General features: G+C 62.3%; 20 protein-coding genes. 14 read left to right on the top strand and 6 right to left on the bottom strand.

What is annotated here, in order from left to right:
* Positions 1 to 20: 20 nt before the first annotated feature.
* The 11 genes from RP6297_RS07935 to hpaI all read left to right on the top strand — a co-directional run bounded on the left by RP6297_RS07935 (position 21) and on the right by hpaI (position 10232).
* On the top strand, positions 21 to 398 hold the full coding sequence (locus tag RP6297_RS07935; RefSeq protein WP_009240813.1) for a hypothetical protein: 378 nt from the start codon (positions 21 to 23) through the stop codon (positions 396 to 398).
* Between the two features lie 225 nt (positions 399 to 623).
* Positions 624 to 1646: a DNA polymerase IV gene (gene dinB, locus RP6297_RS07930; protein ID WP_009240812.1), complete on the top strand. Its 1023-nt coding sequence runs from the start codon at positions 624 to 626 to the stop codon at positions 1644 to 1646.
* 191 nt (positions 1647 to 1837) lie between these two features.
* Positions 1838 to 3268 (top strand): amino acid permease, encoded by a 1431-nt coding sequence (locus tag RP6297_RS07925; protein WP_009240811.1) that lies wholly within the window; start codon positions 1838 to 1840, stop codon positions 3266 to 3268.
* A 531-nt stretch (positions 3269 to 3799) separates the two neighbouring features.
* Positions 3800 to 4090: a DUF1488 family protein gene (locus RP6297_RS07920; protein ID WP_009240810.1), complete on the top strand. Its 291-nt coding sequence runs from the start codon at positions 3800 to 3802 to the stop codon at positions 4088 to 4090.
* 189 nt (positions 4091 to 4279) lie between these two features.
* The gene (locus tag RP6297_RS07915; protein WP_009240809.1) at positions 4280 to 5032 is read left to right on the top strand and encodes a fumarylacetoacetate hydrolase family protein; all 753 of its coding nucleotides are present in this window, start codon (positions 4280 to 4282) and stop codon (positions 5030 to 5032) included.
* Positions 5029 to 5799 carry a fumarylacetoacetate hydrolase family protein gene (locus RP6297_RS07910; RefSeq protein WP_009240808.1) on the top strand — a complete coding sequence of 257 codons (771 nt, stop codon included), beginning with the start codon at positions 5029 to 5031 and terminating at the stop codon, positions 5797 to 5799. Before RP6297_RS07915 ends, RP6297_RS07910 begins: the two co-directional genes overlap by 4 nt.
* On the top strand, positions 5796 to 7277 hold the full coding sequence (gene hpaE, locus RP6297_RS07905; protein WP_009240807.1) for a 5-carboxymethyl-2-hydroxymuconate semialdehyde dehydrogenase: 1482 nt from the start codon (positions 5796 to 5798) through the stop codon (positions 7275 to 7277). Before RP6297_RS07910 ends, hpaE begins: the two co-directional genes overlap by 4 nt.
* A 42-nt stretch (positions 7278 to 7319) precedes the next feature.
* Complete coding sequence (hpaD, locus tag RP6297_RS07900) at positions 7320 to 8189, top strand: 3,4-dihydroxyphenylacetate 2,3-dioxygenase (RefSeq protein ID WP_009240806.1); 870 nt, start codon at positions 7320 to 7322, stop codon at positions 8187 to 8189.
* A gap of 10 nt (positions 8190 to 8199) precedes the next feature.
* On the top strand, positions 8200 to 8589 hold the full coding sequence (locus tag RP6297_RS07895; RefSeq protein ID WP_009240805.1) for a 5-carboxymethyl-2-hydroxymuconate Delta-isomerase: 390 nt from the start codon (positions 8200 to 8202) through the stop codon (positions 8587 to 8589).
* A gap of 3 nt (positions 8590 to 8592) precedes the next feature.
* Complete coding sequence (gene hpaH, locus RP6297_RS07890) at positions 8593 to 9396, top strand: 2-oxo-hept-4-ene-1,7-dioate hydratase (protein WP_009240804.1); 804 nt, start codon at positions 8593 to 8595, stop codon at positions 9394 to 9396.
* Between the two features lie 29 nt (positions 9397 to 9425).
* A complete protein-coding gene (gene hpaI, locus RP6297_RS07885; protein ID WP_009240803.1) occupies positions 9426 to 10232 on the top strand; it encodes a 4-hydroxy-2-oxoheptanedioate aldolase in 807 nt (268 codons plus the stop codon).
* A gap of 6 nt (positions 10233 to 10238) precedes the next feature.
* Here hpaI and hpaR read toward each other — a convergent pair whose 3' ends face one another.
* From hpaR to RP6297_RS07870, 3 genes are all read right to left on the bottom strand, one after another.
* The gene (gene hpaR / locus RP6297_RS07880) at positions 10239 to 10703 is read right to left on the bottom strand and encodes a homoprotocatechuate degradation operon regulator HpaR (RefSeq protein WP_009240802.1); all 465 of its coding nucleotides are present in this window, start codon (positions 10701 to 10703) and stop codon (positions 10239 to 10241) included.
* Between the two features lie 12 nt (positions 10704 to 10715).
* The gene (gene xth, locus RP6297_RS07875) at positions 10716 to 11525 is read right to left on the bottom strand and encodes an exodeoxyribonuclease III (protein ID WP_009240801.1); all 810 of its coding nucleotides are present in this window, start codon (positions 11523 to 11525) and stop codon (positions 10716 to 10718) included.
* 326 nt (positions 11526 to 11851) lie between these two features.
* A complete protein-coding gene (locus tag RP6297_RS07870) occupies positions 11852 to 12184 on the bottom strand; it encodes a hypothetical protein (protein ID WP_009277597.1) in 333 nt (110 codons plus the stop codon).
* On the opposite strand from RP6297_RS07870, the gene RP6297_RS07865 reads away from it, so the two are divergent.
* Entirely contained in the window at positions 12183 to 12419 is a 237-nt protein-coding gene (locus RP6297_RS07865) for a hypothetical protein (RefSeq protein WP_009240799.1), read from the top strand. The genes RP6297_RS07870 and RP6297_RS07865 overlap by 2 nt on opposite strands.
* 396 nt (positions 12420 to 12815) lie before the next feature.
* Positions 12816 to 13811, top strand: a complete 996-nt coding sequence (locus RP6297_RS07860) for an EAL domain-containing protein (protein WP_223293274.1) — start codon at positions 12816 to 12818, stop codon at positions 13809 to 13811.
* A 494-nt stretch (positions 13812 to 14305) separates the two neighbouring features.
* On the opposite strand, the gene RP6297_RS07855 is transcribed toward RP6297_RS07860, so the two are convergent.
* A complete protein-coding gene (locus RP6297_RS07855; RefSeq protein ID WP_037028850.1) occupies positions 14306 to 15757 on the bottom strand; it encodes an aminotransferase-like domain-containing protein in 1452 nt (483 codons plus the stop codon).
* A 247-nt stretch (positions 15758 to 16004) separates the two neighbouring features.
* On the opposite strand from RP6297_RS07855, the gene RP6297_RS07850 reads away from it, so the two are divergent.
* Positions 16005 to 17510: an EAL domain-containing protein gene (locus RP6297_RS07850; protein WP_050775651.1), complete on the top strand. Its 1506-nt coding sequence runs from the start codon at positions 16005 to 16007 to the stop codon at positions 17508 to 17510.
* 496 nt (positions 17511 to 18006) lie between these two features.
* Here the strand turns inward: RP6297_RS07850 and RP6297_RS07845 are convergent, their stop codons facing one another.
* Positions 18007 to 20121 (bottom strand): M3 family metallopeptidase, encoded by a 2115-nt coding sequence (locus RP6297_RS07845; protein WP_009240795.1) that lies wholly within the window; start codon positions 20119 to 20121, stop codon positions 18007 to 18009.
* Between the two features lie 94 nt (positions 20122 to 20215).
* On the bottom strand, positions 20216 to 21085 hold the full coding sequence (folD, locus tag RP6297_RS07840) for a bifunctional methylenetetrahydrofolate dehydrogenase/methenyltetrahydrofolate cyclohydrolase FolD (protein WP_009240794.1): 870 nt from the start codon (positions 21083 to 21085) through the stop codon (positions 20216 to 20218).
* Positions 21086 to 21106: the final 21 nt, after the last annotated feature.

Here is a 21106-nt window from a genome sequence, read left to right as displayed (position 1 = left end):
ACAACGATACGAGCCCAAACATGTCGATTCTTCCGCGTCTGACCCTGTGCGCTGTACTGGCGGCCTCTCTGGCCGGTTGTGTCGTGGCGCCGACGCAGCCCACGCGAACGGTGGTGGTGCGTGAGCCGGTTCCGGTTCCGGCGCCTGCACCGGTGGACCCGCGCGCGCGCTTTGATCAAGTGCAGGGCCGCCTGGCGGAAGAATTCCATCGTGTCGACGTTCGCCAATCCGAGGGCTACATCGATCCGTACCGCGCTGACGGCCTGCGGGACCGCCTGCGCCGCATCCGCCAGGAAGCCAACGACATGGCCAGCCAGCATCGCGGCGGCTTGTCCGGAGACGAGCAACGCGCGCTGAACGACGAACTCGGCGCCGTGGCGCACGATATCGGACGCTAAGCCGCTTTTTCTTTTGCTCCTCTCAATCGCCGATGTTGCGTCGCAATATCGGCGAAATGCATTGTTGCGCGGCGTTGCATGCGCAGCCGTTGGAAGCTGATAGGCTTGCGTTCCTCCTGAACGAGCAAGCCCGACGCCGATGCTGCCTCCCGCAGCCGGTTCTGGCCTTGTGCCGTGCGAAAGATCATCCACTGCGACTGCGACTGTTTTTACGCTGCCATCGAGATGCGCGACGATCCGCGCCTCGTAGGCAAGCCGCTGGCCGTCGGTGGGCGGCCTGAGCGCCGCGGCGTGGTCGCAACCTGCAACTACGAAGCGCGCAAATTTGGCATCCATTCGGCGATGCCCATGGCGCAGGCTGTCAAGCGTTGCCCGGACTTGCTGATCGTGCCGCCGTCCATGGAGAAGTACCGCCAGGTCGCGCGCCAGATCTTCGCCATCTATCACAGCTATACGCCGCTGGTGGAGCCGCTCTCGCTGGACGAGGCGTATCTGGACGTGACCGACAGCCCGTTGCTCGCGGGCAGCGGCACCCGCATCGCTGAAGACATCCGCCGCCGCGTGCGCGAAGAGATCGGCATTACCGTATCGGCCGGCGTTGCACCCAACAAATTTATCGCCAAGATTGCCAGTGACTGGAATAAGCCCGATGGCCTGTTCGTCGTGCGGCCGGAGCAGATCGACGGGTTTGTGGCGGAGTTGCCCGTCGACCGCCTGTTCGGCGTGGGCAAGGTGACGGCGGCCGAGCTGCGTCGCCTCGGCGCGGAGACCTGCGGCGACTTGCGCGCCTGGGGCACCGACCGCTTGCAGCAGCATTTCGGGGTGTTCGGTTTCCGGCTGCATGACCTTTGCCGCGGCATCGATCATCGGCAAGTGCAGCCTTCGCAGATCCGCAAATCAGTCAGCGTGGAAGAAACCTACGCCACCGATCTGCGCACGCTCGATGACTGCCAGCGTGAGCTGAGCGTTCTCGTCGAGCAGCTGGCCGCCCGCGTCGAGCGCGCTCGCGCCGGCAACATGATCCACAAAACCTACGTCAAGCTTCGTTTTGCCGATTTTCGTGGCACGACGGTGGAATGCATCTCGCCGCAGGTGTCCTTGCCGGTGTTCTCCAAATTGCTCGCGCAAGGGTTTGAGCGTCGCGGCATTCCCGTCCGGTTGCTGGGCGTGGGCGTGCGGTTATACGAGTCCGACGCGCATGCGCGCCAGCAACTGCTGTTTGCCGAAGACCCTGCTGCCGCCGATTGAGATTGAACCGCTCGGCCCGCCAATCGGGTACGAATTGTCCTATTTTCCTGTCTGCTTCATGGCGATAGAAGGGCGGAATGTCGCCTGCGGGTAAAATGCCCGCTTTTTTGCATAATCCGCCGCCGCGCACCACACGTGCACGACAGTGCATGCCGTCACATTCGGCCGCACGCAGACAGGAGACGCAGTCAATGAGTTTGTTTCGCACCAAAAACGTGGATCACATGATCCGCGCGGGCCACAGCGATACCGGCCTGAAGAAAGTCCTCGGACCCCTCGACCTGACATTGCTTGGTGTCGGCGCCATCATCGGTACCGGTATCTTCGTGCTGACCGGTACCGGCGCGCTGACAGCGGGGCCGGCGCTCACGCTGTCTTTCATCGTCGCGGCGCTGGCCTGCGGTTTTGCCGCGCTGTGTTACGCCGAATTTGCCTCGACCATTCCCGTGTCGGGCTCCATCTATACGTATGCCTACGCCACGATGGGCGAGTTGGTCGCCTGGATCATCGGCTGGGATCTGATGCTCGAATATGGCCTGGCCACATCGGCTGTTTCGGTGGGCTGGTCCGGCTATTTCCAGTCGCTGCTTTCAGGCTTCGGCCTGCATCTCCCGGTGGCGCTCACGGCCGCGCCTGGCGCGATTCCGGGCGTGCAGACGCTGTTCAACCTGCCGGCGCTGGTGATCATGCTGCTGATCACGACGTTGCTGTCGTTTGGCATTCGCGAATCGGCCCGCGCCAACAACATCATGGTGGCCATCAAGGTGACGGTGGTGCTGTTGTTTATCGTCGTGGGTGTGCGCCATGTGCAGCCGGCCAACTGGCAGCCGTTCATGCCGTTCGGCATGGAGGGCGTGTTTGGCGCTGCGGCCATCGTGTTCTTCGCGTTCATCGGCTTCGACGCGGTGACGTCCGCGGCCGAAGAGGTGCGCAATCCCAAGCGCGATTTGCCGATTGGCATCATTGGTTCGCTGGCGGTGTGCACGATCCTCTATGTGGTGGTGGCCGCGATCATGACGGGCATCGTGCCGTTCGCGAAGTTTGCGGGCGTGGATCACCCGGTGTCGCTGGCGCTCCAAGTGGCCGGTGAAAACTGGGTGGCGGGCTTTGTCGATCTGGGCGCCATCATTGGCATGACGACCGTGATCCTGGTGATGGCGTACGGTCAGACGCGCATCATCTTCGCCATGTCGCGCGACGGCCTGCTGCCCAAGCGCCTGTCGCACATTCATCCGCGCTACTCGACGCCGTTCCTCAACACCTGGGTGGTGGGGATTGTCTTTGCGCTGATCGCCGCATTTGTTCCGCTGAATGTGCTGGCTGAACTGATCAACATCGGCACGCTCGCCGCCTTCTCGTTGATCGCCGTGGCCGTGCTGGTGCTGCGCCGGACCCGTCCGGACCTGCATCGCGGCTTCCGCTGCCCTGGCGTGCCAGTGGTGCCGCTGCTGGCGATCGGCCTGTGCCTGTTCCTGATGAGCCAACTGCAGGCTGTCACCTGGATCGCATTTGTGGTGTGGGTCTTGATTGGCTTGGTGGTGTACTTCGGCTACGCGCGCCGTCGTTCGCTGCTGCACGGTTCGGAGCCCGGACCGGCACCGGTTTCCGAGACGGTGCACTGATCAAAAGCGCGCGCCCATTCCCTGACGACATGGCTGCCACGCAGCCAAACACTGTCGTTCGGGCCGCCGACTGAGCAGAACTGGCCTCAGTCGGCGAGAAACTATTACAACGCCGGTGTATTGCGTTCAATCAGCGCACTTTATAGGGCACGGTTTTCAGCGCTTCCGGCACTGACATCAAGGCGTCGCAATCCATGTGGTTGCATTAGCGCGCGCACTTAGGCTTCGTATCCGGCACGGGCCTTGCATGTGCCTTTTGCTTTGCTCAGCGGGCACGTGCGCGACCCTGACAAAAAAGCATAGCTTCGACCTCGGGCCTCCCAAGGCCTGATGCCGCTTGGGATGGCGGCTTCAAGCCGCCGCTCGCTGGCTGCTGCGCTGCGAATAGCGCTCGCACGTGCATCGCAAGCTGTGGTTAAAATGATTTGCGCAGCCAGACACAATGTCTGACGAAACCTTGCCGGCCCCCCCGCAGGGTTTCCACGCAACAGCGTGTGCGTTGTTGTCCATTGCAATCGGAGGGCTTTGACGATGGAAATCAAGTTCGAAAAGAAAGAGGCGTACGACATCAACAACGAAGGCCTGCTGTTCGACGCACTCGTCGACGGCGAAAAGGTGACTTGCGTGGCAACGCGTGAGGCGCTTTGGGAGGGCCTGGAAGGTGATCAGGTGTTGTCGCTTCAGGCAGCCTTCGAGGCTGGTCAAGAGCGGATCCAGGATGCCGCGCGCGTACTGATTGCTGACGGCGTGCAGCGATCTCACGGATTGGAGGATTTGCCGCAACCGGTCGTGGTCAAGCGCGCGCATATAGCCGTGGTTTGAGTCCGTTCGATTGCCCGCGTAGACATCGGCTTGGCCGATGACTCTGCATGGCGGACACCGTGTCCGCCGCCTGAAGAAAGCCGGTCCCTGTGACCGGCTTTTTTCATGGCGCCGCATTTTCCCGACTTGACAAGACCGCAATCCGACCAGATGATTAACATGTTAATTATTTGAGCGAGAGAACGAGCAATGCGGCGAGCCAGAGTGATATTGCCGGACGGCCGGATACGGGAAACCGTGTTTTCCTCCGCCGCGGAACCCGCAAATTCATGGCACTGGCTGCCGCCGGTCGAAGGCACGGTCGTCGGGACCTTGCTCAACTACCGCGGAGAACTCGATGCGTTGGGTGACGCGCTGTCTGCGCCGCCTTACCAGGCACCGCCCAAGGCGCCCATTCTGTATCTCAAGCCCGCCAACACCCGTATCGGCCATGGTCATGATGTTGTGCTGCCGGCAGATGTCGATGGCGTGTGGGCGGGTGCTTGCCTGGGCGTGGTGATTGGGCGGACCGCCACGCGCGTGCCTGCGCGGCGCGCTGCAGATTTCATCGCCGGCTACACCATCGTCAACGACCTGACCGTGCCGCATGCGAATTACTACCGGCCTGCGATCCGCCACAAGTGCCGCGATGGTTTTTGCCCGATGGGACCATGGATGGTTGACCGCGACGATGTGCCAGACGCCAATGCGCTGGATATTGCCGTGCGCATCAATGGCGAGATCAAGCAACGCACCAACACATCGACGCTGGTGCGGCCCATCGCGCAACTGCTCGCCGACGTGACGGCCTTCATGACGCTCGAAGCGGGCGACGTGCTGCTCGTTGGCATGCCGGAGCATCCGCCGCTGGCGCGGGCCGGGGATTGCATCGATATCGACATCGCCCACATTGGCACGCTCACGACAGCACTGATCCGCCACGCACAGGAGGCCTCGCGATGAAGCACGCGCGTATTGCCTATGACGGCGCGATCCATCAAGCCGCGGCCATGCCCGGCGACGATTCCCACCTGCGACTGGCAGACGGCCGCGTCCTGCATGAAAGCGAGGTCGTCTGGTTGCCGCCGGTCGTGCCGCGCACGGTTTTCGCGTTGGGCCTGAACTACGCCGACCACGCAAAGGAGCTAGCCTTCAAGGCGCCCGAGGAGCCGCTCGCGTTCCTGAAAGGGCCCAATACGCTGATCGGCCATCGCGCCCACACCGTGCGCCCGGCTGGCGTTGCGTTCATGCACTACGAATGCGAGCTGGTCGTGGTTATCGGCAAGACCGCGCGCGATGTGCCGCGCGAGCACGCCTATGAATACGTGGCCGGTTATTCGGTGGCCAACGATTACGCCATCCGCGACTATCTCGAGAACTACTACCGCCCGAACCTGCGGGTGAAAAGCCGCGACACCGGTACGCCCATCGGCCCATGGCTGGTTGACCGAGACGATGTGCCTGACCCGATGAATCTCGCACTGCGGACCACCGTCAACGGCCGTGTCACGCAGGAAGGCAGCACGCGCGACATGATCTTCGACGTTCCGGCGTTGATCGCGTGGTTCTCCAGCTTCATGACGCTCAGCCCTGGCGACATGATTCTCACCGGCACGCCCGAGGGGTTGGCTGACACGCGACCCGGCGACGAAGTCATCACCGAAATCGAAGGCATCGGCAGGCTGGTGAGCACCATCGTTGCCGAAGAACCGAACAAGGAGCCCGCATGAGCCGCGTCAACATGGACCCAGTCAAGCATTGGATCGACGGCCGCCAGGTCGACAGCGCCGAGCGTTTCGTCACGACCAATCCGGCCACGGGCGAGGCCATTACCGAAGTGGCATCGGGCGGTGAGGCGGAGATCAACGCGGCGGTAGCGGCGGCCAAGGCGGCATTTCCGGCCTGGGCCAACACGCCGGCCAAGCAGCGCGCCAAGCTGATGCGCCGACTCGGCGAGCTGATTGAGCAGAACGTGCCGCACCTGGCGGCGCTGGAGACGATGGATACTGGCCTGCCGATCGCGCAGACGAGCAAGCAGCTCATTCCGCGCGCTTCCGAGAACTTCCATTTCTTTGCCGAAGTGTGTACGCAAGTCAACGGCCGCACGTATCCGGTCGATGACCAGATGCTGAACTACACGCTGTATCAGCCGGTGGGCGTTTGCGCATTGATCTCGCCCTGGAACGTGCCGTTCATGACGGCCACGTGGAAGGTGGCGCCGTGCCTGGCGCTGGGCAATACGGCGGTGCTCAAGATGTCGGAGCTGTCGCCCCTGACAGCGGATCAACTGGGCCGCCTGGCCCTGGAAGCCGGCATTCCGCCCGGTGTGCTCAACGTGGTGCAAGGCTATGGCGCCACGGCCGGCGATGCGCTGGTGCGCCATCCGGATGTGCGGGTGGTGTCGTTCACCGGCGGCACGACGACCGGCAAGCGCATCATGGAGCGCGCCGGCCTGAAGAAATTCTCGATGGAGCTAGGCGGCAAGTCGCCGGTGCTGGTCTTCGACGATGCGGACCTGGATCGCGCGCTCGATGCGTCACTGTTCACCATTTTCTCCATCAACGGCGAACGCTGCACGGCGGGCTCGCGCATCTTCGTGCAAGAAAGTGTCTATGACGATTTCGTACGCAAGTTTGCCGAACGTGCAAAGCGGCTTGTGGTGGGCGACCCGGCAGATGAGACAACCCATGTCGGCTCGATGATCACGCGCGCGCATTGGGAGAAGGTCACGGGCTACATCCGTCTCGGCGAACAGGAGGGCGCGAAGATTCTGGCCGGCGGCGCGGAGAAGCCCGCTGGCCTGCCCGGCCACCTGCAGAACGGCAACTTCGTGGCGCCCACGGTGCTGGCCAATGTCGACAACCGCATGCGGGTGGCGCAGGAAGAAATCTTTGGCCCCGTGGCTTGCCTCATCCCGTTCAAGGATGAGGCCGATGGCCTGAAACTGGCCAATGACGTGGAATACGGTCTGGCCTCGTACATCTGGACGCAGGATGTGGGCAAGGTGCACCGTGTGGCGCGTGGGATCGAAGCCGGCATGGTCTTCGTCAATAGCCAGAACGTGCGCGACCTGCGGCAGCCTTTCGGCGGTGTCAAAGCGTCCGGTACCGGGCGTGAGGGTGGCGAGTACAGTCTCGAGGTGTTTGCCGAGATCAAAAATGTCTGTATCTCGATGGGCAGCCACCATATCCCGCGCTGGGGCGTTTGACGCGCCGCCGGACGCACCATAACGAGGGCGGAAGGAGACACCATGGGCAAGCTGGCCTTGGCCGCAAAGATCACCCACGTGCCGTCGATGTACCTGTCAGAACTGCCGGGCAAGCACCATGGCTGCCGGGAGGCGGCCATCGAGGGCCACCGCATCATCGGACAGCGTTGCCGCGATCTGGGCGTGGACACCATCGTCGTGTCTGACGTGCACTGGCTCGTCAATGCCGGCTACCACGTCAATTGCAATGCACGCTTCGAAGGCGTCTACACGAGCAACGAGCTGCCGCATTTCATCAAGGACATGCGATATGCGTATCCCGGGAATCCGGGGCTGGGTCGATTGATTGCAGAGACGGCAACGGCGCGCGGCGTGTTCACGCGTGCGCACGAGATCAACAGCCTCGAACTCGAATACGGCACGCTGGTCCCGATGCGGTACATGAACAGCGACCAGCACTTCAAGGTCGTGTCGATTGCCGGGTGGTGCGCGTGGCACCAACTGGAAGAAAGCCGCCGCTTCGGCGCAGCGCTGCTCGAGGCCATCGTGGCCAGCGACAGCACCGTCGCATTTCTCGCCAGCGGATCGCTCTCGCACCGTTTCAACGACAACGGCAGCCCCGAAGAATCCATCCACCAGATCAGCCGCGAGTTTTTCAGGCAAGTCGACCTGCGCGTGGTCGAGCTCTGGAAGCAGGGCGACTGGAAGACCTTCTGCGCGATGCTGCCCGAGTACGCATCGCTGTGCGAGGGCGAGGGCGGCATGCACGACACAGCCATGTTGCTCGGGCTGCTTGGCTGGGATGCCTATGACAGGGGCATCGAAGTCGTCACCGAATATTTCGCCAGTTCCGGCACGGGCCAGATCAACGCGATCTTCCCGCTGCCCGGACGTGAACAAGTTGAAGCCTGAGGAGGTCGCCATGCCGCACGTCATTGTCGAATACACCGACAACCTGGGCGACGACGCCCGCATTCCGGAATTGCTGCAAGCGATGAACGAAACGCTGATGGCGCAGAACGGCGTATTTCCGACTGGCGGTATCCGCTCGCGCGCCATCAAGCTGACCGAGTACCGCGTGGCCGACGGCAAAGAGGACGACGCTTTCGTTCACGTCACGTTCAAAATCGCAGGGGGTCGCACGCCTGAGGTCAAGAAGGCCGCCTGCGACGCGCTGTTCGAGGCGATCAAGGCACATTTTGCGCAGGCCTTTGCGCGCCGTTATCTGGCGCTGTCGATGGAGTTGACCGAGTTCGACGAGGGCGGCAGCTACAAGCACAACAACATCCACGCGCGTTTTCGCAAGGCTTGACGCATGCTCGACACCACGATCATCCAGACCATCGCGCGTCGCCTGCATCAGGCCGAGATCGACCGCAGGCAGATCCGCCAGGTCTCGCTTGACCACCCCGACATCACCATCGAAGACGCCTATGCCATCCAGCGCGAATGGGTCGCGATGAAGCTGGCAGCGGGGCGACGCTTGAAGGGCCACAAGATCGGATTGACATCACGCGCCATGCAGCAGTCTTCACAGATCGACGAGCCCGACTATGGTGCGCTGCTCAACGACATGTTCTTTGCCGAGGGGAGCGAGATCCCCACCAGCCGCTTCATCGTGCCGCGCGTGGAAGTGGAACTCGCCTTCGTGCTCGGCAAGCGCCTGGAGGGGCCGGAGGTGACGCTGTTCGATGTGTACGACGCGGTGGATCACGTGATACCGGCCTTGGAGATCATCGACGCGCGCTCGCAATCGATCGATCCTGACAGCGGGCGTCCACGCAAGGTGTTTGACACGATCGCCGACAACGCCGCCAATGCCGGCGTCGTGATGGGCGGCCGGCCCATCCGCATGCGCGATGTGGATCTGCGCTGGGTGAGTGCCATCTTTTCGCGCAACGCCGTCATCGAAGAGACAGGCGTGGCAGCCGGCGTCCTGAACCACCCAGCGAACGGCGTGGTCTGGCTGGCCAACAAGCTGGCGCCGCACGGCGTCGCACTGGAACCGGGCCAGGTCATCCTTGGCGGTTCATTCACACGGCCCGTGCCGGCGCGGGCCGGTGATACATTCCATTGCGACTACGGTCCGCTTGGCAGCATCGCCTGCCATTTCGTCTAACTGTCTAACGCCCAAAGGATGTCCTGGCCATGCAACTCCCGGTGAACAACTTCAAGCGAGCGTTGGCGGAGCGCCGGCCGCAGATCGGATTGTGGCTCGCAATGGCGCATCCGTACCCGGCAGAGATTGTGGCCGGGGCTGGTTTTGACTGGCTACTGATCGACAACGAGCATGCGCCGAATCAACTGCAATCGACGCTTGCGCAATTGCAGGCGGTTGCGCCGTACGCCTCGCATCCCATCGTGCGGCCGGCCTGGAACGATCCGGTCGAGATCAAGCGCCTGGTAGACATCGGCGCGCAGACGCTGCTTGTGCCGATGGTGCAGAACGCCGACGAGGCGCGTGCCGCCGTCGAGGCGATGCGCTATCCCCCGAACGGTATTCGCGGCGTCGGCAGTGCGTTGGCGCGAGCATCACGCTGGAACCGTGTGGACGATTACCTCCACCAGGCCGATGCGCAGATGTGCACGCTTATCCAGGCTGAAACGGCAGAAAGCCTGGAGCATCTTGACGCGATGCTTGCGGTGGACGGCGTAGACGGCGTCTTCATTGGCCCGGGCGACCTCGCCGCGTCCATGGGGCATCTTGGGGCGCCGGGGCATCCGGAAGTCCGCGAGGCGATCGACGGCGCGATTCAACGCATCGTTGCGTCAGGCAAGGCGGCGGGCATTCTGTCGGCCGATCAGGCGCAGGCGAAGCACTACCTGTCGCTGGGTGCGACGTTCGTTGCGGTGGGCACGGATGTCACGTTGCTGGCGCGCAGCGCAGAGCAACTGGCCAAGGCATTCAAGGGAGACGACGCAGCCAGTCCCCAGCCCGCCGCCAGTGTGTATTGACGGGCGTTACTCGTCGCCGATGAAGCGGCCCATGGGCGTGTGCGTTTCCATGACCTGGATCGACTCATCAATGGCTGCGTAGAGTGCATCGAGCCGCGCGCGGCCCAACTGTGCTTCGATGCGCGCGTATTCCGCATCCACCTGCGGTTCAACGTCGGCCAGGAACTGGCGGCTTTTGGGTGTGAGCGAAATCACCTGGCGGCGCTGATCCACCGATGATTTCGTACGCACGATCATCTCGGACTGCTCCATTGCCGCCAGCATGCGCGTCAGGCTTGGGCTCAGGATCAGGCATGCATCGGCGAGCTGGTTGGGCTCCATGTCGCCGGTATCGTTGAGCGTACGCAGCACGCGCCATTGCTGCTCGGTGATGCCGCGCTCGCGCAGGATCGGCCGGAAGCGCGCCATGAAGGTCTCTCGCGCGCGCAGCAGCAGATGCGGTAGATTGCGGTGCTTGAAGGCGGAAGCCATGCGGGGCGCTCCTTATGCGCTGCGCAAGGCGGCGACCACGGGTGTGTGGTCCGACGGCTGCTCCCAAGTGCGTGGCACCCGATCGATATGGCACGACTCGCACAGCTTGGCCAGTTCGGGCGACAGCATGATGTGGTCGATTCGCAGGCCCGCGTTGCGCTTGAAGCCGAACATGCGGTAGTCCCACCACGAAAACAGCTTGTCTTCCTGCTCAAACATGCGAAAGGCATCGACCAGCCCCGCAGCTTGCATTGCACGAAACGCCGCGCGCTCTTCCGGCGACACCAGATTCTGCCCCTCCCACTTTTTCGGGTCGTGCACGTCGCGATCTTCCGGGGCGATGTTGAAGTCGCCCAGCAGCATCAGCCGCGGGTTTGCGGCCATCTCGCTCGCCAGCCACGCCTGCAGCGCTTCCAGCCAGCGCAGCTTGTAGACAAATTTGTCGGAATCAAGCGCCTGTCCGTTTGGGATATATGCAGAAATCACGCGGACAGGGCCACCGTCCACGTCATATGTGGCGGCCACGATGCGCTGCTGGTCGTCGGTAAAGCCCGGGATGTTCTTCACCACATCGCGGCCTTCTGGCACAGAGGCCTTGCGCGAGAGGATGGCAACGCCGTTGTACGTCTTCTGACCTGTGAACAACGACGCGTACCCCGCGGCGTCCAGCTCGGCGAGCGGATAGCGGTCATCGGGCAGCTTGAGTTCCTGCAGGCAGAGCAGGTCGATGGGCGTGGCGTCGGCTTCGCGCTCGGCCAACCATTGCAGCACGTGCGGTAGGCGGACCTTCAAAGAGTTGACGTTCCAGGTGGCGACTCGCATCGTTTCAGAATTTCTTTTTGACTTCAATGGCTTAGGGTGGGTGCCAGGTGGGGGATTTTTTGTCCAGCGACCCATCTGGCGACCCACCATGCGCAAACTGACTCAGTGTGGCATCCGTGTTGCACGAATGGCGCTATGGTATCAGCGGGCGCGCCTTGCCCGGCCGAACATCACATGAATCCAATCAGCCGTGATGCCGCTTGAGCACGAGCTAATTTTTACGAGCAAGGCGGTAGATGGGGTGCGATAGGCTCAACCTCGCCTGTCCCAAGTTGATCTTGTAGATGAGGGCGCCCGTACACGCCCCGAACTGCCGGGCCGTCGCCTCAATGGCGGCCGACGCAATACTCCATAAGGCTAGGGACTCCGGCGACGTACGAAAAGTGCAACAGGTCGGCCAAGACCGCCAGGCGCTGCGCGATGAGCCAGAGCAACCCGGTTTCCTCGGCCGATTTCACCTCGCCGGACAACCCGGATCGGCTGTCGGAGTTGACGTCCTTGAGCGGCCAGAACGTCGAGGCACAGACCTCCGACACATGGCGCAAGCCCCATAGGAAACTGGCGCGCCGCTCCTTACCGTATGGAAGGTCATCGGCGCGCAAGTCACCCACATGCGCCCATGAGACCCATTCAACGTTCAACAGTTGAGGAGCGATCATGGCAAAAGTCGTCGTCACCCTTGTCGGGCACAACAAAGAGAATCTCGTCGGGCCGGCCGTTACGGTCGGTACGGCGCGGTGGGGCCATAACGGAGTCGATTTCGGCAAGGAAGTCGAGCTGGCGGAAGGCACCTACACCGTCACGGTGTATAGCGCGGAAAAGGCCATCCACACCCAACAGGCTCACGTGCCGCGCGACGGCCGGTTTCCGATCGAGATCGATATCGAACACTAAGCCGACGTAGCGCGCAAGCCGACTTCAACGCGCCCACCGCACACCAAGCAAGCCTCACCGCCGAGTGGGGCATTTTTCATTTCTTCCTCTCATCGAGGAGCCGAATGGCATCTTCATTCATCCACGGCACCTCCACGAGTCGATAGCGGCCCGCGTCTGATTGTCTTGGCCTCCGGGGTCATACCGCGCTGGAGCTTTGCTAGTCGTCTTAACGGTGAAGGCGAGCGCGCGAGCCACTGAGTAAGCAGACAAGCCTGCTTCAGCTGGATGCTGCGCCAACTTGCCAGCGTGTGACGGCGGATCTGATATGCGTGTTTTGACACGTAACTGCTACTCGTTTTGGGATGGCAGTCAGGTCATAGTTCGCAACTCAGATAACCGTTCGAAAGCAACGTCATGCGACTTTTGCAACGCTGCACGGCACGAATGCGTCGGTTGCGACCTGTATTGGGCGAGCATCTTTACGCGGCGGTGGCTGTCGCCGTTACGTCGAGTCTGGCTGGTTTGCTCGCAGCGCGCTTGTTCTCTTCTCGCGACGCGGTCGTTTCGTTTATCGCACTATCTGCTTGCGGCGCAGTTTTGTACGTTGGTTATTGGGTTCGCCCAAGAGCACGATTGCTGCGCGCGGTGCGCATTGGTCTTCGCCGTGGTGAGTTTCATGTCGTTTATCAGCCAATTGTGGACATGCACACGCGACATTGCGTGGGCGTGGAAGCTTTGCTCCGGTGGGTCCATCCCACATTCGGAGCCGCGGGCCCAGGGCAGTTCATTGGAGAACTCCAGGGCACACGTCTGCTCGGCGAGCTAACCCGTTTCGTGCTGCGCGAGGCGAATCACGCACTGATCCAGCCGCCGTTCCCCCAGCACTGGCACATATCGGTAAACGTCTGCGCGCGGCATCTGATGGAGGACGGCTTTGCCGAGGATGTCTGCGAGTCCGCCGGCATGGTCAAGAAGCGCCTCGTTCTGGAGCTCACCGAGCGCAGCTGCGTCGAGCGTACGCCGCGTGTTGATCTGGTGCTTAGCCACATGAGGCAACGCGGCGTACGCCTGTCACTCGACGATTTCGGCACCGGCTTCAGCAATTTCGACTTACTCGCGGACTTCCGGTTCGATTACGTGAAGGTGGACCGGATTTTTCTAGCAATGCGTGGCGAAGCGAGTATCGAGTTTCTGAAGTCGGTAGCCGCGTTAGTGCATACGTATGGTGCGAGAGTTGTGGCGGAAGGCGTCGAAACCGCTGTCGAACACGATGTGGTGCTGCGCTCGGGAATCGACCTGGCGCAGGGATACCTGTACGGGAAGCCGATGGCAGTCGATCAGCTCCGGGCATTTGCTTCGGCGTCGATAAAAACATTACAAGATGACACCGGAACGGGGCTCAAAGCGTGAAAGACGAATGCCTCACAGATGCGCAGGAACAACAGCCAGCCAGCGTGCCCCTACCCATGGAAAGCGAGGACGATCAGTACTTTGAGCGGGGGGCGGGTCGCCCCGCGTGCGCGTTGAATTTACCAATGGCCCTTGTGTGTCTCGCCCGTCTGGGTCAGCCAGAAGTCATCGGCGCTATCGAGTGCGGACGGGAGGTCGTATTCAACTTGAGACCTATCATTGCCGGACCCTCCAAAGTGAGAAACCGTTCGTCGTCAGGGATGCGCCGTCTGATGCGGAGCTTGCGCAGGGGCTTCTGCCAACCGGCGAATTTGGGATCCGCTTTTTCGCAGGCATTGCGCTGCGTCTACCGTGCACCAAACTCAAGGGGCGAAGCCCTGTTACGCGCGGCGGATGCCGGGATGTATCGTGGGAAAGTCTCAGGCAAGACCCGTATTGTCGTGCATGAGATTCACGATTCACCGGCCTGCGCGCCGCGTTGATCTGCGCCCGTATCATGCCGGCCGAACCGGGCCTGCCAGCTTAGCGCCGCAACGCGATTCATCAGCGCACAGAGCGCCTAGTGTCGCGACCGCTCTATCGAGCCGCGCCGACCACGGATACCCATAGTTCAGTCGCACACGGTGGCGAAAGCCGCCGTCCGCAGAGAAGATGGGGCCAGGGGCGATACTGATGCCACTGGTGAGCGCAGCCTGGAAGAACTCTATCGAGTCTACGTGATCCGGAAGCGCAACCCACGTGAAATAGCCGCCGTCTGACTTGGTCGCCATCGTATTGGCTGGGAAGTACCGGCCGATCGCGTCGAGCATCTGCGATTGCTGATGGGCCAACTCGCGGCGCAGTTTGTGGAGGAAACGTTCGTAGCCGCCATGCTCCAGGTAGTCGGCGATTGCACGCTGCGCGGGCATGCTGGCCGATAAGGTGGTCATCCATTTTGCGTGTTCAAGCCTGTCCGCGAACTTTCCGGCTGCCGCCCAGCCGATGCGATATCCGGGCGCCAGGCACTTCGAAAACGATCCACAATGGATGACAAGACCTTTCCGGTCAAAGTATTTCGCCGGACGCACCGGGTCCGGGCCAAAATGCAGCTCGTTGTAGACGTCATCCTCGATGAGCGGCACGTCGTGTCTGGCGAGCAGATCAACCAGCGCCTGCTTCCTGGAATCGCCAAGCGTCACCCCGGTCGGATTGTGGAACGAGGTCATGAACCAGCAGGCACGAACCGGATGTTGCTGCAGCGCACGCGCGAGCGCATCCAGATCATGACCCTTCACCGGATCGACAGGAATCTCCACTACGTTCAGCCTTAGTCGCTCGATAGCCTGTAACGCCGCGTAGAACGTCGGCCTTTCGATCACGATCACATCACCTGGAGCGGCGAGCAACTGGGCACTGAGCGTCAGGGCTTCGAGTGCCCCGCTCGTAATGACGATCTCGTCGACGGGCATCGTCATCCCCGTCATCAGGTAACGCGCCGAAATCTGCTGGCGCAATCCTTCATATCCCGGCGGCAGGCCGTCAATCATGCTGGCCGGGTGCGTTGACCGATTGACTGTCGCGCACGACTTGCCGACGCGCGCCAATGGAAACAGCGCAGGGCTCAGGAACGCTGAACCAAGTGGGACAGTCTCGGGCTGTCTGATCGTCTTGAGGACCTCAAAGACAAGATCGCTGACATTGACGGTCTTCGGGGCGATACCCGGAAGCGGCGTGGGACTCGCTTGCGTTGTTTCTATGGGGCCCGGAGACACGAAATAGCCTGAACGCGGACGCGCCCTGATCACCCCCCGGTTTTCGAGCAGGTAGTAGGCGCGAAATACCGTTGCGGGGCTCACCCCCCACGCCTTGCATGCCGCGCGAACCGAAGGAATACGTGCGCCGGGTGGCAGATCACCGCGCTTGATGAGCTCGCTGAGTTGGTCGGCTAACCGTTCGTAGCGTTTCAACATGTGCTCCTCGCAGAGGGCTCCCCCTTGCTGCCAGGTCGGTGCCGGCAGCACACCCGTCCACCTTTAAAAGATAGCCGCTTTTCAATCTGATACGGCTTTTCTTTTGCAACCTGCTTCTATTGCGGATGCACACACGCTGGCAAAGTGCGGCGCAGACCGGTCCCACTTCTTCTAATGTTTAGCCTACGCCTAGCGTGTTCGATCGATGTCGACTCTCAGGCCGAATTCTTTTAGCGATAAATTGATGGCAATTGGATTCCCGGTAACAACGATCAGGCGCAAGGCCTTCATCGCGCTCTGTTGTGCCTCGCGGCGAGGGTTCGCAGTCGTTCTGGTCTCCTGCGCGGGCACCTCGCTCGCTCTTGCAGATCCGCCCGAAACTGGTTTGAGCCGCAGTCTTTGGTTTGAGCGCAACTCCTGGCAGCAATTGACAGACTGGCTTGCTGGTCCACCGGCACCCCGGATTCGCTTTGGCTCCACCTACGTATCGGTTGCGCAGTTGCCGCCAGTTCCCGCAGCTGTTGCGGGTCCGGTCGCTGGTCCGATGCCTCTACGGACTAATACTTGCGATTCGCCCGACGGCACGCATGCCGAGCTCACCGGCCCAGCTGCCGCGACGGACGGTACGGGGCCGGACATTGTGACATTGCGTAGGGAACTGCCTGGGCAAATCAGCGACCAGGCGGCGGTAGTTCGGGGCGGGTTAATGGCCTCTGACGCGGTGGCCGGCATCGCCTCGCAGGTCGACCGTGCGGAGCAGTCGCCCGAATCACCAACGATGTCCCCCCCGGATTGCTCACTAGGTAAGGATTGCGAAGAGCGAGCGATCTCGCCTTTAGTCGGCACCGACGACACAGCTGTCGCAGTGGGGACTGCGGGGAGCATTGTTACGCAGCGTCCCTCGGTATGGACGATATCGGGTCTGCTGTGGCCGATCTTGGCAGCGGCTTTGGTCATTGTTGTCGGTTGCGCCCTCAAAAGATGGTTTCGCTACGACAAGTCGCTGCTGCGTGCTGCGCGTGCAGGGCTGCGACGCGGTGAGTTCCATGTTGAGTACCAGCCCGTCGTGGGCGTCAGGCGAGCAAGGTGCATCGGCGTCGACGCGTTGTTGCGGTGGGACAATCAGAAGTACGGTGCGCTGGGCCCTGCTCACTACATGAAGTTCATTGAGAACAGTAGTTTGATCGGACCGATGACGCGATTCGCCCTGTCGCGCGCCGCTCAGGATCTGCGGGAAATCGGCGCTCCGAGATCGCTCTATCTGGGCGTTACCGCTCCTGCGTCTTACCTGGTGAGTTCCGCATTCATCGCGGACGTCGGTGACGTCGGCTCCCTCGGTCTTCCTCCGCTCATACTGAAGATCGGAGCCGGCAGCGCGAGAAAGTTCAGAAATCGACTCATCCCGATGATGGCGCAGGCGCGCGATAGAGGAATGCGCTTTGCCCTGTCGGCCGTGCGTCCCGCTGACGTCGGACCTGAACTGCCAGCAGGCATGAGCTTTGAGATGGTGAAGATCGACAGGGACGTGCTGCGAATGGATTCCGATGAGCGCTCCAGGCAGATCAGCGCATTGACGAGATTGGCCCACCAGATGGGCGCCGTGGTCGTTGTCGAAGGCATTGAGATCGCAGCGCACCACAATGTCGCGCGGGCGAGTCGTGCCGAGTTTGGACAAGGATTTTTCTATAGCAGTACACTCGGCGCAAGCCGGCTGAAGGCGTTTCTCGAGGCTGCCAACGCACCGTCCTAAAATGTGACGGGAACCTCGACTGTGCTCGGCGGGCGGGTCAACAACTTCTAAAAGAAGCGTTCCAGCCGGCGGCGGATCATCGGTGATGATGGCGAACGACAGCAGATCCTTTTTGTCGGGCTAGGTCGTGCGCCAGTGTTATCCCACGCAGTCGACGAGCAGCGTCTGCGGCGGGCCAGAGCGGAATTCGAGCGCGACGTTTTGCCGTCTCGATGGGTCACAGTCTCGTAGACGCGTCCACCAGGACAAAGACGTGTGTGTGACCGTACTGGTCAGAAGCCGCGCAGGTTGTCGCGGCAGGCGTTGTAACGGTTTGGCGACGCACATCTTGTGGCTTGGCGAAGGACTTGACCACCATCCGCGTGAAGTCGTCGAGCGACATGAGGATGCCGTCCCGTGCTGCGGTATTGCGCCATCAAGCGCTGCGGGCCCAAATGAAAACGCCGCTTCGGCACGAGGCGCGAAGCGGCGTTGTCACGGCTGGCCCAGCAGGCCGTTACGCCGCTTCCGCCATCATGCCGCCATGGCGCAGCAGTGCGTCGATGCTGGGCGCACGGCCGCGGAACGCCGTGAACGATTCGATGGCCGGGCGGCTGCCACCAACGGCCAGCACCTCTCGGCGATAGCGTGCGCCGGTTTCCGCGTCGAGCACCGAGCCGCCCAGCTTACTGGCCTCTTCAAACGCCGCATAGGCATCGGCGGACAGTACCTCGGCCCACTTGTAGCTGTAGTAGCCCGCCGCATAGCCGCCTGCAAAGATGTGGCTGAACGTGTTCGGCCAGCGCGACAACTCGGCCTGCGGTACCACGTGGAAGCGATTATTGATCTGGCGCGACAGCTCCAGCACCGACATCGCGCCCTTCGGGTCGAAGTCCGTGTGCAGGTGCATGTCGAACGTCGAGAACACGATCTGGCGCAGCGTCGCCATACCGTTCTGGAAGTTCTTCGCGGCCAGCATGCTGTCGTACAGCTTGCGCGGCAGCGGTTCGCCGGAATTCACATGGCGGGTCATGCGCGACAGCACTTCCCATTCCCAGCAGAAGTTCTCCATGAACTGCGACGGCAGCTCCACCGCATCCCATTCAACGCCGTTGATGCCCGATACGCCCAGCTCATCCACCTGCGTGAGCATGTGGTGCAGGCCGTGGCCGAACTCGTGGAAGAGCGTGATGACCTCGTCGTGGGTGAACAGCGCGGGCTTGTTGCCGACCGGGCCGGAGAAGTTGCAGGTGAGGTAAGCCACGGGGGTTTGCACACCCGCATCGCCGAGCAACTTGCGGCCGCGTGCATCGTCCATCCATGCGCCGCCACGCTTCCCTTCGCGCGCATACAGGTCGATGTAGAACTGTGCGAGCAATTCGCCCTGGGCAGATTCGACGCGGAAGAAGCGGACGTCCGGGTGCCATACCTCGGCCGCCTCCGGCAGGATCTTCACCGAGAACAGCGTCTGCACGACGTTGAACAAGCCATCCAGCACGGCAGGTTCCGGGAAGTACTGCTTCACCTCCTGCTCGGAAAACGCGTAGCGCGCTTCGCGCAGCTTTTCCGACGCGTAGGCCATGTCCCACGGTTCGAGTTTGTCGATGCCGAGCGTGGTCTTGGCGAACGCCTGCAACTCTTCCCAGTCCTTCTCGGCGAACGGACGGGCGCGGTCAGCCAGCTCCTCCAGGAAGCGCAGCACGTCTTCGGGCGAGTCGGCCATCTTCGGCACCAGCGACACTTCGCCGAAATTGCGATAGCCCAGCATGTGCGCTTCTTCGGTGCGCAGCGTGAGCTGCTCGGCCATGTTGGCGGTGTTGTCCCACTCGGCCTTGCCGCCGCCGTACTGCGCGCCCAGTTCGGACGCACGCGTGACGTTGGCTTCGTACAGCGTGCGGCGCAGCGCGCGGTCATCCGCGTATTGCAGCACCGGGAAATACGACGGGAAGTGCAGCGAGAACTTCCAGCCCGTCGCATCAGGGTTGTCGCGGCGTGCAGCTTCCTGCGCAGCCTGCTTGGCGTCGTCGGGCAGGCCGGCGAGGCGCGCTTCGTCGTCGATGACGAGTGCGTAGGCGTTGGTCGCATCCAGGACGTGGTCGCTGAAGGCCTTGGTCAGTTGCGCCTGCTGCTCTTGGATGGCGGCAAAGCGCGGCTTCTGGTCTTCGGGCAGTTCTGCACCGCCCAGGCGGAAACCGCGCAGTTCGTTCTCAAGCAGCTTCTTGCGCGCGGGCGACAGCGTGGCGTATTCCGCGCTGTCGGCAATCGCCTTGTACTTTTCGAATAGTTCCAGATCCTGACCGAGGCCCGACCAGAATTCGGTCACGCGGGGCAGATTGGCGGCATGCGCTTCGCGCAGCTCGGGCGTGTCGGCGACGGCGCTCAGGTGGCTGACGATGCCCCAGGCGCGGCCCAGCGGTTCGGTGGCGTCTTCGAGTGCGGTGACGACGGTGTTCCAGCTCACGGGCGTGGCCGGGTCCTTGACCTGCGCCACCGCGGATGCGGCACGCTCGAGCAGCACGTCGACGGCCGGCGTGATGTGTTCCGGGCGGATGTCCGCAAAGCGCGGCAGACCAGAAAAATCGAGCAGCGGATTGTTGGCCGGAGTGGCAACCTTGGGCGAAATGTCGGTCATGGCGGGCTCGGTAGAGAAAATCGGGGGACAAAAAAAGCGTCCGATCCAAGAGGTGGGGACGCTTTTTCCGTTTCCAACTGGATCAAGGTGAAGCTTACGCCGCCAGCGCGGCTCCTTCAGCAGCGCGCTCGGCGGCTTCCAGGGTGTTGATCAGCAGCATGGTGATCGTCATCGGACCGACACCGCCCGGAACAGGCGTGATGTAGCCGGCGACTTCCTTGACGCCGGCAAAGTCGACGTCGCCGCACAGCTTGCCGGCATCGTCGCGGTTCATGCCGACATCGATGACGACGGCGCCCGGCTTGACCATGTCGGCGGTGATGATGTTGCGGCGGCCCACGGCGGCCACGATGATGTCGGCCTCACGCGTGTGCGCGGCCAGATCGCGCGTCTTGCTGTTGCAGATCGTGATGGTGGCGCCGGCTTGCAGCAGCAGCATCGCCATCGGCTTGCCGACGATGTTCGAGGCGCCGACCACCACCGCATTGGCGCCGCGCACCGGGTAGTTGATCGATTCCAGCATCTTCATGCAGCCGTACGGCGTGCACGGGCGGAACAGCGGGGCGCCCGTCATCAGCGCGCCGGCATTGGCCACGTGGAAACCATCCACGTCTTTCTCGGGCGCGATGGCTTCGAGCACCTTGTGGCTGTCGATGTGCTTGGGCAGCGGCAGCTGGACCAGGATGCCGTGGATGCGCGGGTCGCGGTTCAGCGCGTCGATGCGGCCGAGCAGGTCGGCTTCGGACAAGTCAGCCGGGTAGCGGTCGAAGCTGGACAGAAAGCCGTTGTCTTCGCACGCCTTGATCTTGTTGCGCACATACACCTGGCTGGCCGGATCTTCGCCGACGAGGATGACGGCGAGGCCAGGCTGGTGGCCGCGCGCGGTCAGGGCCGCTGCGCGTTGTGCGGCCTCGGCGCGGAGTTGTTTGGCAAGCGCGTTGCCGTCAATGAGTTGGGCGGTCATGGCTGGGCGGAGGAGGGAGAG

This window comes from Ralstonia pickettii (assembly GCF_016466415.2).
In the GTDB taxonomy this organism is placed as follows: Bacteria; Pseudomonadota; Gammaproteobacteria; order Burkholderiales; family Burkholderiaceae; genus Ralstonia; species Ralstonia pickettii.
This window is presented reverse-complemented; position numbering and strand designations above follow the sequence as displayed.